This is a genomic window from Pseudomonas sp. PAMC25584 (assembly GCF_058135675.1).
On sequence record NZ_CM176870.1, the window covers coordinates 5515715 to 5536101 of the forward strand.

The 20387-nt window shown below is 56.1% G+C and carries 30 protein-coding genes; 2 read left to right on the forward strand and 28 right to left on the reverse strand.

The genetic code is table 11. The features are described from left to right. Positions 1 to 5: 5 nt before the first annotated feature. Together ACS5Q8_RS25790 and ACS5Q8_RS25795 are read right to left on the reverse strand one after the other, a co-directional pair. Positions 6 to 533, reverse strand: coding sequence for a single-stranded DNA-binding protein (locus tag ACS5Q8_RS25790; protein WP_099235124.1), 528 nt, complete (start codon positions 531 to 533; stop codon positions 6 to 8). A 9-nt stretch (positions 534 to 542) separates the two neighbouring features. Next, complete coding sequence (locus ACS5Q8_RS25795; RefSeq protein ID WP_247396028.1) at positions 543 to 1937, reverse strand: MFS transporter; 1395 nt, start codon at positions 1935 to 1937, stop codon at positions 543 to 545. 178 nt (positions 1938 to 2115) lie between these two features. Here ACS5Q8_RS25795 and uvrA point away from each other — a divergent pair, with 178 nt between their 5' ends. Together uvrA and ACS5Q8_RS25805 are read left to right on the forward strand one after the other, a co-directional pair. Continuing rightward, positions 2116 to 4950 (forward strand): excinuclease ABC subunit UvrA, encoded by a 2835-nt coding sequence (gene uvrA, locus ACS5Q8_RS25800; protein ID WP_253399580.1) that lies wholly within the window; start codon positions 2116 to 2118, stop codon positions 4948 to 4950. A 116-nt stretch (positions 4951 to 5066) separates the two neighbouring features. After that, positions 5067 to 6272 carry an ISL3 family transposase gene (locus ACS5Q8_RS25805; RefSeq protein ID WP_465159091.1) on the forward strand — a complete coding sequence of 402 codons (1206 nt, stop codon included), beginning with the start codon at positions 5067 to 5069 and terminating at the stop codon, positions 6270 to 6272. A 60-nt stretch (positions 6273 to 6332) separates the two neighbouring features. Here the strand turns inward: ACS5Q8_RS25805 and bfr are convergent, their stop codons facing one another. The 26 genes from bfr to rplB all read right to left on the reverse strand — a co-directional run bounded on the left by bfr (position 6333) and on the right by rplB (position 20385). Beyond that, positions 6333 to 6797, reverse strand: a complete 465-nt coding sequence (gene bfr / locus ACS5Q8_RS25810; protein WP_247396024.1) for a bacterioferritin — start codon at positions 6795 to 6797, stop codon at positions 6333 to 6335. A gap of 155 nt (positions 6798 to 6952) precedes the next feature. Next, complete coding sequence (locus ACS5Q8_RS25815) at positions 6953 to 8401, reverse strand: catalase (RefSeq protein WP_276195072.1); 1449 nt, start codon at positions 8399 to 8401, stop codon at positions 6953 to 6955. A 238-nt stretch (positions 8402 to 8639) separates the two neighbouring features. Continuing rightward, positions 8640 to 9026: a 50S ribosomal protein L17 gene (gene rplQ / locus ACS5Q8_RS25820; RefSeq protein ID WP_247396022.1), complete on the reverse strand. Its 387-nt coding sequence runs from the start codon at positions 9024 to 9026 to the stop codon at positions 8640 to 8642. Between the two features lie 41 nt (positions 9027 to 9067). Next, positions 9068 to 10069 carry a DNA-directed RNA polymerase subunit alpha gene (locus tag ACS5Q8_RS25825; protein ID WP_003176403.1) on the reverse strand — a complete coding sequence of 334 codons (1002 nt, stop codon included), beginning with the start codon at positions 10067 to 10069 and terminating at the stop codon, positions 9068 to 9070. A gap of 22 nt (positions 10070 to 10091) precedes the next feature. After that, positions 10092 to 10712 (reverse strand): 30S ribosomal protein S4, encoded by a 621-nt coding sequence (rpsD, locus tag ACS5Q8_RS25830; protein ID WP_003176404.1) that lies wholly within the window; start codon positions 10710 to 10712, stop codon positions 10092 to 10094. A gap of 18 nt (positions 10713 to 10730) precedes the next feature. Continuing rightward, on the reverse strand, positions 10731 to 11120 hold the full coding sequence (gene rpsK, locus ACS5Q8_RS25835) for a 30S ribosomal protein S11 (RefSeq protein ID WP_002555466.1): 390 nt from the start codon (positions 11118 to 11120) through the stop codon (positions 10731 to 10733). Positions 11121 to 11150: 30 nt separating this feature from the next. Beyond that, entirely contained in the window at positions 11151 to 11507 is a 357-nt protein-coding gene (gene rpsM, locus ACS5Q8_RS25840; RefSeq protein WP_003210063.1) for a 30S ribosomal protein S13, read from the reverse strand. Positions 11508 to 11636: 129 nt separating this feature from the next. Next, on the reverse strand, positions 11637 to 11753 hold the full coding sequence (gene rpmJ / locus ACS5Q8_RS25845; protein WP_002555468.1) for a 50S ribosomal protein L36: 117 nt from the start codon (positions 11751 to 11753) through the stop codon (positions 11637 to 11639). A 27-nt stretch (positions 11754 to 11780) separates the two neighbouring features. Further along, a complete protein-coding gene (secY, locus tag ACS5Q8_RS25850; protein WP_276195103.1) occupies positions 11781 to 13109 on the reverse strand; it encodes a preprotein translocase subunit SecY in 1329 nt (442 codons plus the stop codon). After that, on the reverse strand, positions 13110 to 13547 hold the full coding sequence (gene rplO, locus ACS5Q8_RS25855) for a 50S ribosomal protein L15 (protein ID WP_003176407.1): 438 nt from the start codon (positions 13545 to 13547) through the stop codon (positions 13110 to 13112). A 3-nt stretch (positions 13548 to 13550) separates the two neighbouring features. Beyond that, complete coding sequence (rpmD, locus tag ACS5Q8_RS25860) at positions 13551 to 13727, reverse strand: 50S ribosomal protein L30 (RefSeq protein WP_003176408.1); 177 nt, start codon at positions 13725 to 13727, stop codon at positions 13551 to 13553. Between the two features lie 2 nt (positions 13728 to 13729). Continuing rightward, positions 13730 to 14230, reverse strand: coding sequence for a 30S ribosomal protein S5 (gene rpsE, locus ACS5Q8_RS25865; RefSeq protein ID WP_003186035.1), 501 nt, complete (start codon positions 14228 to 14230; stop codon positions 13730 to 13732). A gap of 3 nt (positions 14231 to 14233) precedes the next feature. Then, positions 14234 to 14584, reverse strand: a complete 351-nt coding sequence (rplR, locus tag ACS5Q8_RS25870) for a 50S ribosomal protein L18 (RefSeq protein ID WP_003186037.1) — start codon at positions 14582 to 14584, stop codon at positions 14234 to 14236. 10 nt (positions 14585 to 14594) lie between these two features. Continuing rightward, positions 14595 to 15128 carry a 50S ribosomal protein L6 gene (gene rplF / locus ACS5Q8_RS25875; RefSeq protein WP_003176412.1) on the reverse strand — a complete coding sequence of 178 codons (534 nt, stop codon included), beginning with the start codon at positions 15126 to 15128 and terminating at the stop codon, positions 14595 to 14597. Positions 15129 to 15140: 12 nt separating this feature from the next. Continuing rightward, the gene (gene rpsH / locus ACS5Q8_RS25880) at positions 15141 to 15533 is read right to left on the reverse strand and encodes a 30S ribosomal protein S8 (protein ID WP_003186040.1); all 393 of its coding nucleotides are present in this window, start codon (positions 15531 to 15533) and stop codon (positions 15141 to 15143) included. A gap of 208 nt (positions 15534 to 15741) precedes the next feature. Next, positions 15742 to 16047 (reverse strand): 30S ribosomal protein S14, encoded by a 306-nt coding sequence (rpsN, locus tag ACS5Q8_RS25885; RefSeq protein ID WP_003176414.1) that lies wholly within the window; start codon positions 16045 to 16047, stop codon positions 15742 to 15744. Between the two features lie 13 nt (positions 16048 to 16060). Next, positions 16061 to 16600: a 50S ribosomal protein L5 gene (gene rplE, locus ACS5Q8_RS25890; RefSeq protein WP_003176415.1), complete on the reverse strand. Its 540-nt coding sequence runs from the start codon at positions 16598 to 16600 to the stop codon at positions 16061 to 16063. Between the two features lie 20 nt (positions 16601 to 16620). After that, complete coding sequence (gene rplX, locus ACS5Q8_RS25895; RefSeq protein ID WP_003176416.1) at positions 16621 to 16935, reverse strand: 50S ribosomal protein L24; 315 nt, start codon at positions 16933 to 16935, stop codon at positions 16621 to 16623. A gap of 11 nt (positions 16936 to 16946) precedes the next feature. Then, positions 16947 to 17315, reverse strand: a complete 369-nt coding sequence (rplN, locus tag ACS5Q8_RS25900) for a 50S ribosomal protein L14 (protein WP_002555479.1) — start codon at positions 17313 to 17315, stop codon at positions 16947 to 16949. 23 nt (positions 17316 to 17338) lie between these two features. After that, positions 17339 to 17605 (reverse strand): 30S ribosomal protein S17, encoded by a 267-nt coding sequence (rpsQ, locus tag ACS5Q8_RS25905; RefSeq protein WP_003176419.1) that lies wholly within the window; start codon positions 17603 to 17605, stop codon positions 17339 to 17341. A gap of 2 nt (positions 17606 to 17607) precedes the next feature. After that, positions 17608 to 17799, reverse strand: a complete 192-nt coding sequence (gene rpmC / locus ACS5Q8_RS25910) for a 50S ribosomal protein L29 (protein WP_002555481.1) — start codon at positions 17797 to 17799, stop codon at positions 17608 to 17610. After that, the gene (gene rplP / locus ACS5Q8_RS25915; protein ID WP_003232424.1) at positions 17799 to 18212 is read right to left on the reverse strand and encodes a 50S ribosomal protein L16; all 414 of its coding nucleotides are present in this window, start codon (positions 18210 to 18212) and stop codon (positions 17799 to 17801) included. Before rplP ends, rpmC begins: the two co-directional genes overlap by 1 nt. Before the next feature lie 12 nt (positions 18213 to 18224). Continuing rightward, on the reverse strand, positions 18225 to 18911 hold the full coding sequence (rpsC, locus tag ACS5Q8_RS25920) for a 30S ribosomal protein S3 (protein ID WP_003176422.1): 687 nt from the start codon (positions 18909 to 18911) through the stop codon (positions 18225 to 18227). A 13-nt stretch (positions 18912 to 18924) separates the two neighbouring features. Then, the gene (rplV, locus tag ACS5Q8_RS25925; protein ID WP_003103908.1) at positions 18925 to 19257 is read right to left on the reverse strand and encodes a 50S ribosomal protein L22; all 333 of its coding nucleotides are present in this window, start codon (positions 19255 to 19257) and stop codon (positions 18925 to 18927) included. Positions 19258 to 19268: 11 nt separating this feature from the next. Then, positions 19269 to 19544: a 30S ribosomal protein S19 gene (gene rpsS / locus ACS5Q8_RS25930; RefSeq protein WP_003232420.1), complete on the reverse strand. Its 276-nt coding sequence runs from the start codon at positions 19542 to 19544 to the stop codon at positions 19269 to 19271. A 16-nt stretch (positions 19545 to 19560) separates the two neighbouring features. Next, on the reverse strand, positions 19561 to 20385 hold the full coding sequence (gene rplB / locus ACS5Q8_RS25935) for a 50S ribosomal protein L2 (RefSeq protein ID WP_003210080.1): 825 nt from the start codon (positions 20383 to 20385) through the stop codon (positions 19561 to 19563). Between the last annotated feature and the right edge of the window lie 2 nt (positions 20386 to 20387).

The following is a 20387-nucleotide window of genomic DNA, read 5'->3' on the forward strand; positions in this document are numbered from 1 at the left end:
GAGGGTTAAAACGGGATATCGTCATCAAAGCTGTCGAAATCCGGAGCCGGTTGCGGAGCGGCCTGTTGTGGCGCTGGGCGCGACTCACGCTGCGGCTGCTGACTTGGCTGCTGGCTTGGCTGCGGACGCGACTGCTGTGGACGCGGTGCCGAGTTGGACATGCCGCCCTGGCCCTGTTGGTCGCCCTGTGGACGGCCGCCGAGCAGTTGCATGGTGCCTTGCATGTCGACCACGATTTCAGTGGTGTAACGCTTGATGCCGTCTTTTTCCCACTCGCGGGTCTGCAGTTTGCCTTCGATGTAGACCTGCGAACCTTTGCGCAGGTATTCACCGGCGATCTCCGCCACTTTGCCGAACATCGACACACGGTGCCATTCGGTTTTCTCGACCTTCTGGCCGGTCTGCTTGTCGGTCCACTGTTCGCTGGTCGCCAGACTCAGGTTGGTCACGGCGTTACCGTTAGGCAAGTAGCGAACTTCGGGATCCTGGCCGCATGTACCGACCAATATGACTTTGTTAACCCCACGGGCCATAACGTTCTCCTAAGCTGGGCGCGCTGTCGGCACTGGGTTGACCAGTTGCTCGAGCGTCGCGCGATCCAATAATTCGGTGTCCAATTTGATGTAAATGGCCGCTTCTTCAGCAACCACGACTGCATCGGTTACCCCAACGACGGCCTTCAGGCGCTCGACCAGGCCAGCTTCACGAACGGCTTCGGGCGACAACGGCAGGCGCAGGCTTGTGACGTATGGGGGTTCGCGCATGGTAACAGCAAAGGCCAGCCAAAGTGCAGCAAGCCCGGCGCATCCCAGGAAGACAACCGACAAACCGCCGTGCTGGAACATCCAGCCACCCATGATGCCGCCGAGTGCCGAGCCCAGGAACTGGCTGGTGGAATACACCCCCATCGCCGTGCCCTTGCCGCCGGCCGGTGAAACTTTACTGATCAGCGAAGGCAACGAAGCCTCTAGCAGGTTGAACGCGGTAAAGAACACCACCGTACCGATTACCAGCGCCCGCAGGCTGTCGCCGAACTGCCAGAAGAATAGCTCAGTGAGCATCAGCGTCACGACGGCGCCGAGTAAAACTCGTTTCATTTTGCGTTTCTTCTCGCCATAGATGATGAATGGGATCATGGCGAAGAATGAAATCAGCAGTGCGGTCAGGTAGACCCACCAGTGCTGTTCCTTGGGCAGCCCGGCTTTTTCCACCAGGGCCAGGGGCAAGGCAACGAAGCTGCTCATCAGCATCGCGTGCAATACAAAGATACCTAAATCCAGGCGCAGCAGGTCCGGATGCTTGAGCGTCGGCAGTAGGGCCTGGCGCGCAACCCCGGATTCACGGTGCTGCAGGGTGCCGGTGGAGCGCGGCACCATAAAGGCGACGATCACGATACCGAACAACGCCATGCCGCCGGTGGCCAGGAACAGTCCGTGCAAACCAAAGGCGCGGGTCAGCAACGGGCCGATCACCATCGCGACGGCGAACGATAGGCCGATGGTCATGCCGATCATGGCCATGGCCTTGGTACGGTGTTGTTCCCGGGTCAGGTCCGACAGCAAGGCCATGACCGCCGCAGAAATTGCCCCGGCGCCCTGCAGGACACGTCCGGCGATCACGCCCCAGATAGAATCGGACTGAGCCGCGAGCACGCTGCCGAGGGCGAACACGATCAACCCGAGGTAGATCACCGGGCGGCGGCCGATGCGGTCGGAAATGATCCCGAACGGAATCTGGAAAATCGCCTGGGTCAGGCCATAGGCGCCAATGGCCAGGCCGATCAGGGCGGGGGTCGCGCCTGCGAGGTCCATCCCATAGGTCGCCAGTACCGGCAACACCATGAACATGCCAAGCATACGGAAGGCGAACACCAGGGCCAGACCGCTTGCCGCTCGGGTCTCGCCGCTACTCATGCGTTCGCTGTGGGGATCGTGCATGGAAAAACCTCGTGTGAACCGGCGGCGATTCTACCAGTCCCATCGATTGAGAGGGTATATGCGGCGCTTTGCCGCGCAGGTTTCATGTAAGGCTGCACCTAGCACCTTGACAGTGTATATTCATCCAGTCTTTATCCGTATACTCCTGCATTATTTACGCCCGCCGTGCGAGGCCATCTTGGACAAGATCCTGATTCGTGGGGCTAGAACCCACAACCTGAAGAATATCGACCTGACCCTGCCCCGGGACAAACTGATCGTCATCACCGGTTTGTCCGGGTCCGGCAAATCGTCGCTGGCGTTCGACACGCTGTACGCCGAAGGCCAGCGGCGCTATGTCGAGTCGCTGTCGGCCTATGCCCGCCAGTTCCTGTCGATGATGGAAAAACCCGACGTCGACACCATCGAAGGCCTGTCGCCGGCGATTTCCATCGAGCAGAAGTCGACGTCCCATAACCCGCGGTCCACCGTGGGCACCATCACCGAGATCTACGACTACCTACGCCTGCTCTATGCGCGCGTAGGTATCCCGCGCTGCCCGGACCACGACATTCCGCTGGAAGCCCAGACCGTCAGCCAGATGGTCGACCTGGTGCTGGCCCAGCCGGAAGGCGCCAAGCTGATGTTGCTGGCGCCGGTAATTCGCGAGCGCAAGGGTGAACACCTTTCGGTGTTTGAAGAACTGCGGGCCCAAGGTTTCGTGCGTGCGCGGATCAACGGCAAGCTGTATGAGCTGGACGAAGCGCCGAAGCTCGACAAGCAGAAGAAGCACTCGATTGATGTCGTGGTCGACCGTTTCAAAGTGCGCGCCGACTTGCAGCAACGCCTGGCCGAATCCTTCGAGACCGCCCTGAAGCTGGCGGACGGGATTGCCCTGGTCGCGCCGATGGACGACGAGCCTGGCGAAGAGATCATCTTCTCCGCACGCTTTGCCTGCCCGATCTGTGGCCACGCCATCAGCGAGCTGGAACCCAAGCTGTTTTCCTTCAACAACCCGGCCGGCGCATGCCCGACCTGTGATGGCCTGGGGGTGAAGCAGTTCTTCGACATCAAGCGCCTGGTCAATGGCGAACTGACGTTGGCGGAAGGCGCGATACGCGGCTGGGACAGGCGTAACGTCTATTACTTCCAGATGCTCGGGTCGTTGGCGTCGCACTATAAGTTCAGCCTGGAAGTACCGTTCAACCAACTGCCGGCAGATCAGCAGAAGGTCATTCTCAACGGCAGCGGCTCGCAGAGCGTCGACTTCAAATACCTCAACGACCGTGGCGACATCGTCAAACGCTCGCACCCGTTCGAAGGCATCGTGCCGAACCTCGAACGCCGCTACCGCGAGACCGAGTCGGCGAGCGTGCGTGAAGAGCTGGCGAAGTTTCTCAGCACCCAGCCCTGCCCGGATTGCCGTGGCACCCGCCTGCGCCGTGAGGCGCGGCACGTATGGGTTGGCGAGAAGACTCTGCCGGCAGTGACCAACCTGCCGATCGGTGATGCCTGTGAATACTTTGGTGTCCTCAAACTGACCGGACGCCGTGGGGAGATCGCCGACAAGATCCTCAAGGAGATTCGCGAGCGCCTGCAGTTCCTGGTCAACGTCGGCCTGGATTACCTGTCACTGGACCGCAGCGCCGATACCTTGTCTGGCGGTGAAGCCCAGCGTATTCGCCTGGCCAGCCAGATCGGTGCGGGCCTGGTGGGTGTGCTGTATATCCTCGATGAACCATCGATCGGCTTGCACCAGCGCGACAACGATCGCCTCCTGGGCACGCTGAAGCACCTGCGGGATATCGGCAACACGGTGATTGTGGTCGAGCACGATGAAGACGCGATTCGCCTGGCAGATTATGTGGTCGATATTGGCCCGGGTGCCGGCGTGCATGGTGGACATATCGTCGCCCAAGGTACGCCTGCCGAGGTGATGGCCCATCCGGACTCACTGACGGGCAAGTACCTGTCCGGTCGCGTGAAGATTGAGGTGCCGGCCAAGCGCACGCCACGCAACAAGAAGATGGCGTTGCACCTCAAGGGCGCGCGTGGCAACAACCTGCGCAATGTCGACCTGGAGATTCCCCTGGGCCTGCTGACCTGCGTGACGGGTGTTTCCGGCTCGGGCAAGTCGACGCTGATCAACAACACGCTGTTCCCACTGAGCGCCACCGCCTTGAACGGCGCGACCACTCTGGAAGCGGCTGCACATGACAGCATCAAGGGCCTTGAGCTCCTGGACAAAGTGGTCGATATCGACCAGAGCCCGATTGGCCGCACACCACGCTCCAACCCGGCGACCTATACCGGGCTGTTTACGCCCATTCGCGAGTTGTTCGCTGGCGTCCCGGAATCCCGCTCGCGGGGCTACGGGCCGGGCCGGTTCTCGTTCAACGTCAAGGGCGGGCGCTGCGAAGCGTGCCAGGGCGATGGCTTGATCAAAGTGGAAATGCACTTCCTGCCGGACATCTACGTGCCATGCGATGTGTGCAAGAGCAAGCGCTATAACCGCGAAACCCTTGAGATCAAATACAAGGGCAAGAACATCCACGAAACCCTGGAGATGACCATCGAAGAAGCGCGGGTGTTCTTCGACGCGGTTCCAGCGTTGGCGCGCAAGCTGCAGACACTGATGGATGTGGGCTTGTCGTACATCAAGCTGGGGCAATCGGCGACCACGCTGTCCGGTGGTGAGGCGCAGCGGGTCAAGCTGTCCCGCGAGCTGTCCAAGCGGGATACGGGTAAAACCCTGTATATCCTCGATGAACCGACCACGGGCCTGCACTTCGCGGATATTCAGCAATTACTGGATGTGTTGCACCGCCTGCGTGACCACGGCAACACCGTGGTGGTGATCGAACACAACCTGGATGTGATCAAGACCGCCGACTGGCTGGTCGACCTCGGACCGGAAGGCGGTTCCAAGGGCGGCCAGATCATCGCGGTGGGTACGCCGGAGCAGGTCTCCGAAATGCCGCAGTCGCACACGGGTTACTACTTGAAACCATTGCTCGCACGCGACAGGGCGTGATTTATCCGACCCAATAAAAAGGTTCTTCACGGAATCTCGGGAAACACAGAAACAAGAACGCCGATTTGGTTGATGATGTTCGTGCGAGCAAACACATCTAACAAACCGGCGTTCTTATGCGAGATATTAATACTTTCCTTCCCTTTTGGGAGGGCTTTTCTGTCGTCAACATCAAGCCTGACGGCGATGCCCTTCAGATCGACCTGATCCCCCATGCCACCCGGTTCCCATGTTGTGGCGGCTGTCAAAAGCTCTGCTCAACCACTCATGAGTATTGCGAGCGCATCATTCGTGACTTGCCTATTCTCGGCCATGCGGTGCGCTTGAGCGTTTTGCTCCGGCGCGTTGGTTGCCGCGATTGTGGCAAGCGCATGGAGGCGGTTAGTTGGCTGGATCGCTATGCCCGCATGACCCGGCGCCTGGCAGATGCCGTCATTCAAGCGTGCGAGCGCCTTCCAACGCTGCACGTGGCGCAGATGTTTGGCCTGCATTGGGAGACCGTTCGTTTACTGGAGCGTCGAGCCCTGCAAGCAGCATTAAGCGTTTTGCCAAAGGCGAAACCGCGACGCTTGGTCATGGACGAGTTCGCACTCTTCAAAGGTCATCGTTATGCCACCGTTGTCCTGGATGCGGATACGCGACGGGTGCTGTGGATCGGCGAAGGCCGTAGTCGGGCGGCGGTTAGACCCTTTTTTGAAGAGCTGGGGCCCGAGGGCTGCGCGCTAATCGAAGCGGTGGCGATGGACATGAACACCGCTTTTGATCTGGAGGTTCGTCACCACTGCCCCAAAGCGCGAGTGGTCTACGACCTCTTTCATGTGGTGGCCAAATATGGTCGAGAGGTAATTGACCGGGTTCGTGTCGACGAAGCCAATCGACTGCGCCATGACAGGCCTGCACGCAAAGTCATCAAGCAGGCGCGATGGTTACTGCTGCGCAATCCTGAGAACCTGAAAAACCCAGAGCAACAGGTTCATTTGCAGGATCTGCTGGCGGCCAACCAGTCGCTGATGACGGTCTATTTAATGAAGGCTGAACTCAAAACGCTCTGGACGCCGAGCACCGCCTGGGACTGGAGATCAGCTTGGAACCAATGGCTGCGTCACGCCCATGAAAGCGAGATACCTGCCCTGATGCAGTTTGCCAAAAGACTAAAGGGTTACTGGCGAGGCATCGTCAGTCGGGTTCGCTGGCCAATGCACACCGGTCAGTTGGAAGGAATAAACAATCGAATAAAGGTGATCAAGCGTATGGCGTATGGTTACCGGGATAGCGAATTCTTTTTCATGAAGATCAAGAGCGTCTTTCCCGGTAATCCGTGAAGAACCAATAAAAAGCCCCTGTCACTTCAACGGTGACAGGGGCTTTTTTACAGCCGGGAATCAGAACTGCGATTGCAGGTAATTCTCCAGGCCGACCAGCTTGATCAGGCCCAACTGCTTTTCCAGCCAGTAGGTGTGATCTTCTTCGGTGTCGGCCAACTGCACGCGCAGAATTTCACGCGTGACATAGTCGTTGTGCTGCTCGCATAGCTCGATGCCCTTGCACAGCGCGGCACGGACCTTGTACTCGAGGCGAAGGTCGGCTGCGAGCATCTCAGGCACCGTGGTGCCTACGTCCAGGTCGTCCGGACGCATGCGTGGCGTGCCTTCGAGCATCAGGATACGGCGCATCAGCGCATCGGCGTGCTGCGTCTCTTCTTCCATCTCGTGGTTGATACGTTCATAGAGCTCGGTAAAGCCCCAGTCTTCGTACATACGCGAATGGATGAAATATTGGTCACGAGCAGCGAGTTCGCCCGTCAGCAACGTGTTGAGGTAATCGATTACGTTGGGGTGACCTTGCATCGCCCTACATCTCCCTGCTTGAAAGTCTTCAGTTTGAACCATGCTGACCTATAGGTCACGGAAGCAACGGCAGAAAAGTGAAGATTTACAGAGAAAAGTAGCTAAATTAGCGCAAAAACCGCCCAAATGAGGGCGGTTCTGCTTATCGTTTAGAGTCAGTTAAGCGATACACCCAGTGCCTTTGCGATTGCTTCTCCATAAGCCTGATCGGCTTTGAAGAAGTGCTGCAACTGACGCTGGACCACATCACTGGAAACCCCCGACATGGCGCCGGCGATGTTGCCGGTGAGCAAGGCCTTCTGCTCATCGTTCATCAGGCGGAACAGCGCACCGGCATGGCTGTAATAGTCGGTGTCTTCGCGGTGATCGTAACGATCTGCGGCACCGCTCAGGGCCAATGCAGGCTCGGCGTACTGTGGTGCTTGTTTCGGCGCGTCGGCATAGCTGTTTGGTTCATAGTTGGGAGTCGCACCGCCATTGCTGCCGAAGGCCATCGAGCCATCACGCTGGTAGCTGTTGACCGGACTGCGTGGGGCATTCACCGGCAATTGTTGGTGGTTGGTGCCGATACGGTAGCGATGTGCATCTGCATAAGCGAAAACGCGGCCCTGCAGCATGCGGTCTGGCGACAGACCGACACCCGGGACCATGTTGCTCGGGCCGAACGCAGCTTGTTCCACTTCAGCGAAGTAGTTCTGTGGATTACGGTTGAGCTCCAGTTCGCCGACTTCGATCAGCGGGAACTCCTTTTGTGACCAGGTTTTGGTCACGTCAAAGGGGTTCTCGTAATGCGCGTTGGCTTGGGCCTCGGTCATGATCTGAATGCAGACGCGCCATTTCGGGAAGTCGCCGCGCTCGATCGCACCAAACAGATCGCGCTGTGCGTAATCAGGATCGGTGCCAGCCAAGCGTGCGGCCTCAGCCGGTGCAAGGTTCTTGATGCCTTGCTTGGTCTTGTAGTGCCACTTTACCCAGTGCCGCTCGCCCTTGGCGTTAATCAGGCTGTAGGTGTGGCTACCGAAGCCGTGCATGTGACGGTAACCATCAGGGATACCACGGTCCGAAAATAGGATGGTGACCTGGTGCAGCGCCTCCGGGGAGTGCGACCAGAAGTCCCACATCATCTGCGCACTTTTCAGATTGCTTTGCGGCAGGCGTTTCTGGGTGTGGATAAAATCAGGGAACTTCAGAGGGTCACGGATGAAGAACACCGGCGTGTTGTTACCGACGATGTCCCAGTTGCCTTCTTCGGTGTAGAACTTCAAGGCAAAGCCACGAGGATCGCGCTCGGTATCAGCCGAACCACGCTCCCCACCCACCGTGGAGAAGCGCAGAAAGGTCGGCGTTTGTTTGCCCACGGACTCGAACAGCTTGGCGCTGGTGTATTCAGCGATGTCCTGGGTAACGGTGAACGTGCCGTAAGCCCCCGAACCTTTGGCATGTACTCGACGCTCAGGGATGTTTTCGCGGTTGAAGTGCGCGAGCTTCTCAATCAGGTGAAAATCGTCGAGCAACAACGGGCCACGTGGGCCGGCGGAACGGGAGTTCTGGTTGTCCGCCACGGGAGCGCCGCTGGCGGTGGTAAGAATTTTGTTCTGGCTCATGCTCAATCTTCCTCAGGTCGGACTTGGAACTGCCGGCTAATCGGCTTGCAGTGAGTATTGATCATCAACATGACACCTACAAATTCATTAAATTGTGGGAATCAATAGAAAATTACTACCAATACACCTGGCCACCATCGTGCCAGTGTTGACCTGACGCAGCTTGTACAAATGGCGTTTTTCTTACGCGCACAAAAAACCGGGCACGAGGCCCGGTTCTTCGTTACAGACTGTCGTCTTACTCGGCGCTTACAGCTTCGCCGGCAGTAGCACGATCAACCAACTCGACATACGCCATAGGCGCGTTGTCGCCAGAGCGGAAACCGCACTTGAGGATGCGCAGGTAGCCACCCTCACGGGTAGCGTAACGCTTGCCCAGGTCGTTGAACAGCTTACCAACGATAGCTTTCGAACGAGTACGGTCGAATGCCAGACGGCGGTTAGCCAGGCTGTCTGTCTTAGCCAAAGTGATCAGCGGCTCAGCAACGCGACGCAGTTCTTTAGCTTTCGGCAGTGTAGTTTTGATCAGCTCGTGCTCGAACAGCGACACCGCCATGTTTTGAAACATGGCCTTACGGTGCGAGCTGGTACGGCTCAGGTGACGTCCACTTTTACGATGACGCATGGTTCATTCCTTACCAAACTCACGTTCGGTGATTACGACGATCAGGCAGTCGCCTTGTCGTCCTTCTTAAGACTTGCAGGCGGCCAGTTGTCGAGGCGCATGCCGAGGGACAGACCGCGGGAGGCCAGAACGTCCTTGATTTCAGTCAAGGATTTCTTGCCCAGGTTCGGAGTCTTCAACAGTTCTACTTCGGTACGCTGAATCAGGTCGCCGATGTAGTAAATGTTTTCCGCCTTAAGGCAGTTAGCCGAACGTACAGTCAGTTCCAGATCGTCAACCGGGCGAAGCAGGATCGGATCGATCTCGTCTTCCTGCTCGATTACCACTGGTTCGCTGTCACCTTTGAGGTCGACGAACGCAGCCAACTGCTGTTGCAGAATGGTTGCAGCGCGACGGATAGCCTCTTCAGGGTCCAGAGTACCGTTGGTTTCCAGATCAATAACCAGCTTGTCCAGGTTAGTACGCTGCTCGACACGGGCGTTTTCCACCACGTATGCGATGCGGCGAACCGGGCTGAACGAAGAATCAAGCTGCAAGCGACCAATGCTGCGGCTTTCGTCTTCATCGCTCTGACGCGAGTCGGCCGGTTCATAACCACGACCACGAGCTACAGTGAGCTTCATGTTCAGGGCGCCGTTAGACGCCAGGTTAGCGATTACGTGATCGGGGTTAACGATCTCGACATCATGATCCAGCTGAATATCGGCAGCGGTAACCACCCCCGAACCCTTCTTCGACAAGGTCAGCGTAACTTCGTCACGGCCGTGCAGCTTGATAGCCAGACCTTTAAGGTTCAACAGGATTTCAATTACGTCTTCCTGTACACCTTCGATGGCGCTGTACTCGTGGAGCACACCGTCAATCTCGGCCTCGACTACTGCACAGCCGGGCATTGAGGACAACAGGATGCGGCGCAGCGCGTTGCCCAGGGTGTGGCCAAAACCACGCTCGAGAGGCTCGAGAGTGATTTTGGCGCGGGTTGGACTGACAACCTGCACATCAATGTGGCGGGGTGTCAGGAACTCATTTACCGAAATCTGCATGGATGCACCTATTTTCTAGCCCTTACTTGGAGTAGAGCTCGACAATCAGGCTTTCGTTGATGTCGGCGGACAGATCACTGCGAGCAGGAACGTTCTTGAAAACGCCCGACTTCTTCTCAGTGTCTACTTCTACCCATTCTACGCGGCCACGTTGGGCACACAGATCGAGAGCTTGGACAATGCGAAGTTGGTTTTTTGCTTTCTCGCGGACAGCGACCACGTCACCAGCACGAACCTGGTAGGACGGAACGTTTACGGTCTGACCGTTAACGCTGATCGACTTGTGCGATACCAGCTGACGGGATTCGGCACGAGTAGAACCAAAGCCCATACGGTATACAACGTTGTCCAGACGGCATTCGAGCAGTTGCAGCAGGTTTTCACCGGTTGCACCTTTCTTGCCAGCAGCTTCTTTGTAGTAGCCGCTGAACTGACGCTCGAGAACGCCGTAAATACGACGGACCTTCTGCTTTTCACGCAGTTGGGTGCCGTAATCGGACTGGCGACCGCGGCGTTGGCCGTGGATACCAGGTGCTGCTTCAATGTTGCACTTCGATTCGATCGCGCGCACGCCGCTCTTCAGGAAGAGATCGGTGCCTTCGCGACGAGCGAGTTTGCATTTTGGACCAATGTAACGAGCCATTCTTTACAATCTCCTGGATTACACGCGGCGCTTCTTCGGCGGACGGCACCCGTTGTGCGGGATTGGCGTCACGTCGGTGATGCTGGCGATCTTATAGCCACAGCCGTTCAAAGCACGGACAGCAGACTCACGACCTGGACCTGGACCTTTGACGTTAACGTCAAGGTTTTTCAGGCCGTATTCCAGCGCAGCTTGACCAGCACGTTCAGCAGCTACTTGAGCAGCAAACGGGGTGGACTTGCGGGAACCGCGGAAACCCGAACCACCGGAGGTAGCCCAAGAAAGCGCGTTACCTTGACGGTCGGTGATGGTCACGATTGTGTTGTTAAAAGAAGCATGGATGTGGGCGATGCCATCAACCACTGTCTTTTTAACTTTTTTACGAGGACGAGCAGCAGGTTTTGCCATGATTAATTTCCTGTCGATTCGCGTGGGCGATTACTTGCGGATCGGCTTACGCGGACCTTTACGGGTACGCGCGTTAGTCTTGGTACGCTGACCGCGTACTGGAAGACCACGACGATGACGCAGACCACGGTAGCAACCGAGGTCCATCAAACGCTTGATTTTCATGTTGATTTCGCGACGCAGGTCACCTTCAGTGGTGAACTTCGCCACTTCGCCACGCAACAGCTCAATCTGCTCGTCGCTCAGATCTTTAATCTTTGCGGCTGGGTTTACCCCAGTATCTGCGCAAATTTTCTGCGCAGTAGTGCGACCAACACCATAGATGTAGGTCAGCGAGATAACAGTGTGCTTGTTATCTGGAATGTTAACGCCTGCAATACGGGCCATTCAGTGGGACTCCAATTGACAGCTACCTACGCCCCGGAAGCCAAGAAATAGGGCGCGAGATAATATCGCTGTAATAACAAATAATCAACCCGGCAGCGCACTAGCTGCCGGGCTTCAAGCGGATCACACTCAGCCTTGGCGCTGTTTGTGACGCGGTTCCGCGCTGCAAATTACTCGAACAACACCTTCGCGGCGAATAATTTTGCAGTTACGGCACAGCTTTTTCACCGATGCACGAACTTTCATCACCAACTCCTCGAACCTTATGGGTACTCAGCGCAACATGCCGCTGCCGTAACCCTTCAGGTTGGCTTTCTTCATCAGGGATTCGTACTGGTGCGAAACGAGGTGCGATTGTACTTGGGACATGAAGTCCATCACAACCACGACGACGATCAGCAACGAGGTCCCGCCAAGGTAGAACGGAACGTTTGCCGCAACCACCAGGAACTGGGGCAACAAGCACACGGCCGTCATATATAGAGCACCGAACAGGGTCAAACGAGTCAGAACGCCATCAATGTAGCGTGCAGACTGCTCACCTGGACGGATGCCCGGAATAAAGGCACCGGACTTCTTCAGGTTTTCCGCTACGTCTTTCGGATTGAACATCAACGCCGTATAGAAGAAGCAGAAGAAAATAATCCCTGCACTAAACAGCAGAATATTCAACGGCTGACCAGGAGCGATCGACTGAGAAAGGTCCTGCAGCCAGCCCATGTTTTCAGACTGACCAAACCAGGTACCCAACGAAGCCGGAAACAGCAAAATGCTGCTCGCGAAAATTGCCGGAATAACACCGGCCATATTCACTTTCAGCGGCAAGTGGCTGGTCTGCGCAGCAAAAACCTTGCGGCCCTGCTGACGCTTGGCGTAGTGAACAGCAATACGACGCTGGCCACGCTCAATGAACACCACAAAACCGATAATCGCTACTGCCAGCAAACCGATGGCAACCAGGGCAAAAATATTGATATCACCCTGACGTGCAGACTCGAAAGACTGCCCGATTGCTCTCGGAAGACCGGCGACGATACCTGCGAAAATCAACATCGAGATACCGTTACCAACACCACGCTCAGTAATCTGCTCACCCAGCCACATCATAAACATCGCACCAGCCACAAACGTGGATACCGCAACGAAATGGAAGCCAAAGTCACCAGTGAACGCAACACCCTGCCCCGCCAAGCCAACGGACATGCCGACAGCTTGAACCAGGGCAAGGATGACAGTGCCGTAGCGGGTGTACTGGCTAATCTTGCGACGGCCAGCTTCACCTTCCTTCTTCAACTGCTCCAACTGCGGGCTGACGGCGGTCATCAACTGCATGATGATCGATGCCGAAATGTACGGCATGATCCCCAGTGCAAAGATGCTCATCCGTTCCAGCGCGCCGCCGGAAAACATGTTGAACAAGCTAAGAATGGTCCCCTCATTCTGTCGAAACAGGTCTGCGAGTCGGTCCGGGTTGATACCTGGAACCGGGATGTGTGCGCCTATTCGGTAGACGATAATCGCCAGGAACAGAAAACGCAGACGAGCCCAAAGTTCAGACATACCGCCTTTGCCGAGCGCTGAGAGAGCACCTTGCTTAGCCATTTATTCCTCGAACTTGCCGCCAGCTGCTTCGATAGCCGAACGCGCACCTTTGGTGGCGCCGATTCCCTTGCCGATAGTGACAGCGCGGGTCACTTCACCGGACAGCATGATTTTCACACGCTGTACGTTGACGTTGATCACGTTGGCATCTTTCAGGGTCTGCACAGTAACGATGTCGCCTTCCACTTTAGCCAGCTCGGACAAACGCACTTCTGCGCGATCCATGGCTTTCAGGGATACGAAACCGAACTTAGGCAGGCGACGATGCAGCGGCTGTTGACCGCCTTCAAAGCCTGGAGCGATGGTGCCACCGGAGCGGGAGGTTTGACCTTTGTGGCCACGGCCACCAGTCTTACCCAAACCGCTACCGATACCACGGCCCGGACGATGCTTTTCGCGACGGGAACCCGGCGCTGGACTCAGATCATTGAGTTTCATCGATTAACCCTCGACACGCAGCATGTAGTAAGCCTTGTTGATCATCCCGCGATTCTCGGGAGTATCCTGGACTTCTACAGTGTGACCGATGCGACGCAGACCCAAACCCTTAACGCACAATTTGTGGTTAGGGATGCGACCGGTCATGCTTTTGATCAGCGTTACTTTAACGGTAGCCATGATCAGAAGATCTCCTTGACGCTTTTGCCACGCTTGGCGGCAATGGATTCAGGAGACTGCATTGCTTTCAAACCCTTGAAAGTGGCGTGAACCACGTTTACTGGGTTAGTCGAGCCGTAGCACTTGGCCAGAACGTTCTGAACGCCAGCAACTTCGAGGACAGCACGCATAGCGCCGCCAGCGATGATACCGGTACCTTCAGAAGCAGGCTGCATGTACACCTTCGAAGCGCCATGGGCGGACTTCATTGCGTACTGCAGAGTAGTGCCGTTCAGATCAACTTGGATCATGTTGCGACGAGCAGCTTCCATTGCCTTCTGGATCGCAGCAGGCACTTCACGTGACTTGCCACGGCCGAAGCCAACACGCCCTTTACCATCACCAACCACGGTCAACGCGGTGAAAGTGAAGATACGGCCGCCTTTAACGGTTTTGGCTACGCGGTTAACTTGAACCAGCTTCTCAATGTAGCCTTCGTCGCGCTTTTGGTCGTTATTTGACATAACTTAGAACTCCAGCCCAGCTTCACGAGCAGCATCAGCCAGCGCCTTGACGCGACCGTGATACTTGAAGCCAGAGCGGTCGAAAGCCACCTGCGAGACGCCAGCGGCTTTTGCACGCGTAGCGACCAGCTGGCCAACCTTAGTGGCCGCGTCGATGTTGCCAGTGGCACCATCACGCAGTTCTTTATCCAAAGTCGAGGCGCTTGCCAGGACTTTGTTGCCGTCGGCCGAGATGACCTGGGCGTAGATGTGCTGCGACGAGCGGAACACGCAGAGACGCACGACTTCGAGTTCGTGCATTTTCAGGCGTGCTTTGCGAGCGCGACGCAGTCGAGTAACTTTTTTGTCGGTCATTTGCTATGCCCTACTTCTTCTTGGCTTCTTTACGACGGACGACTTCGTCCGCGTAGCGCACACCTTTGCCTTTGTACGGCTCTGGTGGACGGAAGTCGCGGATCTCAGCGGCCACCTGACCTACCAGCTGCTTATCAATACCCTTGATCAGGATATCGGTTTGGCTAGGGGTCTCAGCGGTGATGCCTTCTGGCAGTTCGTAATCCACTGGGTGCGAGAAGCCAAGGGCCAGGTTCAAAACCGTGCCTTTTGCTTGCGCTTTGTAACCAACACCGACCAGCTGGAGCTTACGCTCGAAGCCTTGGCTTACGCCTTGGACCATGTTGTTTACCAACGCACGAGTGGTACCGGCCATTGCGCGAGTTTGTTGATCGCCATTGCGAGCAGCGAAACGCAGCTCACCAGCTTCTTCAACGATCTCAACGGACGAATGGATGTTCAGTTCGAGAGTACCCTTGGCACCCTTCACCGAAAGCTGTTGGCCTGCGAATTTTACTTCGACACCGGCTGGCAGCTTAACGGGGTTCTTAGCGACGCGTGACATGCTTATCCCCCCTTAGAACACAGTGCAAAGAACTTCGCCGCCGACACCGGCAGCGCGCGCAGCACGATCCGTCATCACACCTTTGTTGGTGGAGACGATAGACACACCGAGACCGCCACGAACTTTTGGCAGATCATCGACGGACTTGTACTGACGCAGGCCTGGACGGCTAACGCGCTTCACTTCCTCGATGACCGGACGGCCTTCGAAGTACTTCAGCTCGATGGACAGCAGAGGTTTGATTTCGCTGCTGATCTGATAACCCGCAATGTAGCCTTCGTCTTTCAGGACTTTGGCAACAGCAACCTTCAACGTGGAAGATGGCATGCTTACGACGGACTTTTCAGCCATCTGGGCATTACGGATACGAGTTAGCATGTCCGCTAACGGGTCCTGCATACTCATGGGCTAGACGCTCCTAATACAAAAAAATTAGCCTTGCGGCTACATATGTCGCCGAGAATCTCCGAGCATAAAACACACGGGCTCAGGCGAGCCGCGTATTTTAGACACACTACGGAAATGAAACAAGCCCCAAAAGGGGCTTGTTCCAGATTCAAGGCCACCGGCGGTCAGTATCTTGCGAAACCGACCACCTGGACGCTGAACGTACTTACCAGCTGGCTTTAACCAGACCCGGTACGTCACCACGCATTGCCGCTTCACGCAGCTTGTTACGGCCGAGGCCGAACTTGCGGTAAACGCCGTGTGGACGACCGGTCAGGCGGCAGCGGTTACGCATGCGCGAGGCGCTTGCGTCACGTGGCTGCTTCTGCAGTGCTACTGTCGCTTCCCAACGTGCTTCTGGACTTGCGTTCAGATCAACGATGATTGCTTTCAGTGCTGCACGCTTCTTGGCGTACTTGGCAACCGTGAGCTGACGCTTCAGCTCGCGGTTTTTCATGCTCATCTTGGCCATGGTCCTACTCCAATCAGTTGCGGAACGGGAATTTGAAAGCACGCAACAGGGCGCGACCTTCATCATCGTTCTTGGCAGTGGTGGTCAGGGTGATGTCCAGACCGCGGAGAGCATCGATCTTGTCGTAGTCGATTTCCGGGAAGATGATCTGCTCTTTCACGCCCATGCTGTAGTTACCACGACCATCGAAGGACTTGGCATTCAGGCCGCGGAAGTCGCGGACCCGAGGCAGGGAGATCGACAGCAGACGATCCAGGAATTCGTACATACGCTCACGGCGCAGAGTCACTTTGACGCCGATCGGCCAACCTTCACGGACTTTAAAGCCAGCGATGGATTTCCGAGCGTAAGTCACAACGACTTTTTGACCGGTGATCTTTTCCAGGTCAGCAACAGCGTGCTCGATGACTTTTTTGTCGCCGACCGCTTCGCCCAGACCCATGTTCAGGGTGATTTTGGTAACGCGTGGAACTTCCATCACGTTCGAAAGCTTAAGTTCTTCCTTAAGCTTCGGTGCGATTTCTTTCCAATAAATCTCTTTTAGTCGTGCCATGGTCTTCTACCTAGCAGTGTTCAAGCATCAACCGCTTTTTGGGTCGACTTGAAGACACGAATTTTCTTGCCATCTTCTACTTTGAAACCAACGCGGTCTGCCTTGTTGGTTTCGCCGTTGAAAATGGCGACGTTAGAAGCGTCCAGCGGAGCTTCTTTTTCGACGATACCGCCTTGTACGCCCGACATCGGGTTAGGCTTGGTATGACGCTTAACCAGGTTCAGACCACCAATAACCAGACGGTTATTAGCGAGAACCTTAAGCACCTTACCGCGCTTACCTTTGTCTTTGCCGGCGATCACGATGATCTCGTCGTCACGACGAATCTTTTGCATGTCGGATCTCCTTACAGCACTTCTGGGGCGAGCGAGACGATCTTCATGAACTTCTCAGTACGAAGTTCACGGGTCACTGGCCCAAAGATACGGGTGCCGATCGGCTCTTGCTTGTTGTTCAGAAGAACAGCAGCGTTGCCATCAAAGCGGATAATGGAGCCATCTGCACGGCGAACGCCGTGACGAGTGCGGACTACAACAGCAGTCATCACTTGGCCTTTTTTCACTTTACCGCGAGGAATTGCTTCCTTCACGGTAACTTTGATGATGTCACCGATACCAGCGTAACGACGATGGGAGCCACCCAGCACCTTGATGCACATAACACGGCGAGCGCCGCTGTTATCGGCCACATCGAGCATGGATTGAGTCTGAATCATATAATTTCTCCGACCCCTAGTCCTTAGACTTCCACAGCGCGTTCGAGAACATCAACCAGTGCCCAAGACTTGGTCTTGGCCAGCGGACGAGTTTCACGAATAGTGACTTTGTCGCCGATGTGGCACTGGTTGGTTTCGTCGTGCGCGTGCAGCTTAGTCGAACGCTTAACATATTTACCGTAGATCGGGTGCTTAACGCGACGCTCGATCAAAACGGTGATGGTTTTGTCCATCTTGTCGCTGACAACACGGCCAGTCAGCGTACGGACAGTCTTTTCGGCTTCAGCCATGATCACTTACCTGCCTGCTGGTTGAGCACAGTCTTCACGCGAGCAATGTCACGCTTAACTTGCGAGAGCAGATGAGACTGCCCCAACTGGCCAGTTGCTTTCTGCATGCGCAGATTGAACTGGTCGCGCAGCAGGCCGAGCAGTTGCTCGTTCAGCTGCTGTGCGGATTTTTCACGAAGTTCATTCGCTTTCATCACATCACCGTCCGTTTAACAAAGGCGGTGGCGAGCGGCAGCTTTGCAGCAGCCAGGGCAAAAGCCTCACGCGCCAGCTCTTCAGTTACACCCTCGATTTCATACAGGACTTTGCCTGGCTGAATCTGGGCAACCCAGTATTCCACGTTGCCCTTACCTTTACCCATCCGAACTTCGAGGGGCTTTTTGGAGATTGGCTTGTCCGGGAATACACGGATCCAGATCTTGCCGCCACGTTTTACGTGACGGGTCAGAGCACGACGCGCTGACTCGATCTGACGAGCGGTGAGACGACCACGAGCTACAGACTTCAGCGCGAACTCGCCGAAGCTGACTTTGCTACCGCGCTGAGCCAGACCACGGTTGTGGCCTGTCATCTGCTTGCGGAACTTCGTACGCTTTGGTTGCAACATTTGGCGTACCCCTTACTTAGCAGCTTTTTTACGAGGCGCTGGTGCTTGTGGTTTCAGTTCTTCTTGGCGACCACCAATTACTTCGCCTTTGAAGATCCAAACCTTTACACCGATCACACCATAAGTGGTGTGAGCTTCGTAGTTGGCATAGTCGATGTCGGCACGCAGGGTGTGCAATGGCACACGACCTTCGCGATACCATTCAGTACGTGCGATTTCAGCACCGCCGAGACGACCGCTCACTTGGATTTTGATGCCTTTGGCACCAATGCGCATGGCGTTCTGTACGGCGCGCTTCATAGCGCGACGGAACATGACGCGACGCTCCAGCTGCTGAGCTACGCTCTGCGCAACCAGCATACCGTCGAGCTCCGGCTTGCGGATCTCTTCGATATTGATGTGCACAGGCACACCCATTTGCTTGGTCAGGTCCTGACGCAGTTTCTCAACATCTTCACCTTTCTTCCCGATAACGATACCTGGACGAGCGGTGTGGATGGTGATACGTGCAGTTTGTGCCGGACGATGGATATCGATACGGCTTACGGACGCGCTTTTTAGTTTGTCTTGGAGATACTCACGCACCTTCAGATCAGCGAACAAATAGTCCGCATAAGTCCGACCGTCTGCGTACCAGACGGAGGTGTGCTCCTTGACGATTCCCAGGCGAATGCCAATGGGATGTACTTTCTGACCCATCTCTTCGACTCCGTTACTTGTCAGCAACCTTGACAGTGATATGGCAAGACCGCTTGACGATGCGATCAGCACGGCCTTTGGCACGCGGCATGATACGCTTCAGCGAACGCCCTTCGTTGACGAAAACGGTGCTGACCTTCAGGTCATCAACGTCTGCGCCTTCGTTATGCTCGGCGTTGGCTACGGCCGACTCCAGCACTTTCTTCATGATCTCGGCGGCTTTCTTACTGCTGAAAGCCAACAGGTTGAGCGCTTCGCCCACCTTCTTCCCGCGGATCTGGTCGGCGACCAAGCGGGCTTTCTGGGCGGAGATTCGAGCGCCCGACAACTTAGCGGCTACTTCCATTTCCTAACCCCTTAACGCTTGGCTTTCTTGTCTGCCACGTGCCCACGATATGTGCGGGTACCGGCAAACTCGCCTAGTTTGTGGCCGACCATGTCTTCGTTCACGAGAACTGGGACGTGAAGGCGACCGTTGTGTACTGCGATGGTCAAACCGACCATTTGTGGCAGGATCATCGAACGACGCGACCAGGTTTTCACCGGTTTGCGATCGTTCTTTTCCGCCGCCACTTCGATCTTCTTCAGTAGGTGAAGATCAATAAAAGGACCTTTTTTCAGAGAACGTGGCACTGTCGTATCCCTCTATTTACTTGCGACGACGGACGATCATTTTGTCGGTACGCTTATTACCACGAGTCTTCGCGCCCTTAGTCGGGAAGCCCCATGGCGATACCGGATGACGACCACCAGAGGTACGACCTTCACCACCACCGTGTGGGTGGTCAACCGGGTTCATGGCAACACCACGAACGGTTGGGCGAACGCCACGCCAGCGTTTGGCACCAGCTTTACCCAGCGAACGCAGGCTGTGCTCGGAGTTCGAGACTTCGCCCAAGGTCGCGCGGCATTCAGCCAGCACTTTACGCATCTCACCAGAACGCAGACGCAGGGTCACGTAGACACCTTCACGAGCGATCAGCTGAGCCGAAGCACCAGCGGAACGAGCGATTTGCGCGCCTTTACCTGGCTTCAATTCGATGCCGTGTACGGTGCTACCAACTGGAATGTTACGCAGTTGCAGAGCGTTGCCCGGCTTGATCGGTGCCAAGGCACCTGCGATCAGCTGGTCGCCAGCACTCACGCCTTTAGGGGCGATGATGTAGCGACGCTCGCCATCTGCGTACAGCAGCAGAGCGATGTGAGCAGTACGGTTTGGATCGTATTCGATACGCTCGACAGTGGCAGCGATGCCATCTTTGTCGTTGCGACGGAAGTCGACCAGACGATAATGCTGCTTATGGCCACCACCGATGTGACGAGTGGTAATGCGACCATTGTTGTTACGACCACCAGTCTTCGATTTCTTCTCGAGCAGCGGTGCGTGAGGAGCGCCTTTATGCAGCTCCTGGTTGACCACCTTGACCACGAAACGGCGGCCAGGGGAAGTCGGTTTGCATTTAACGATTGCCATGA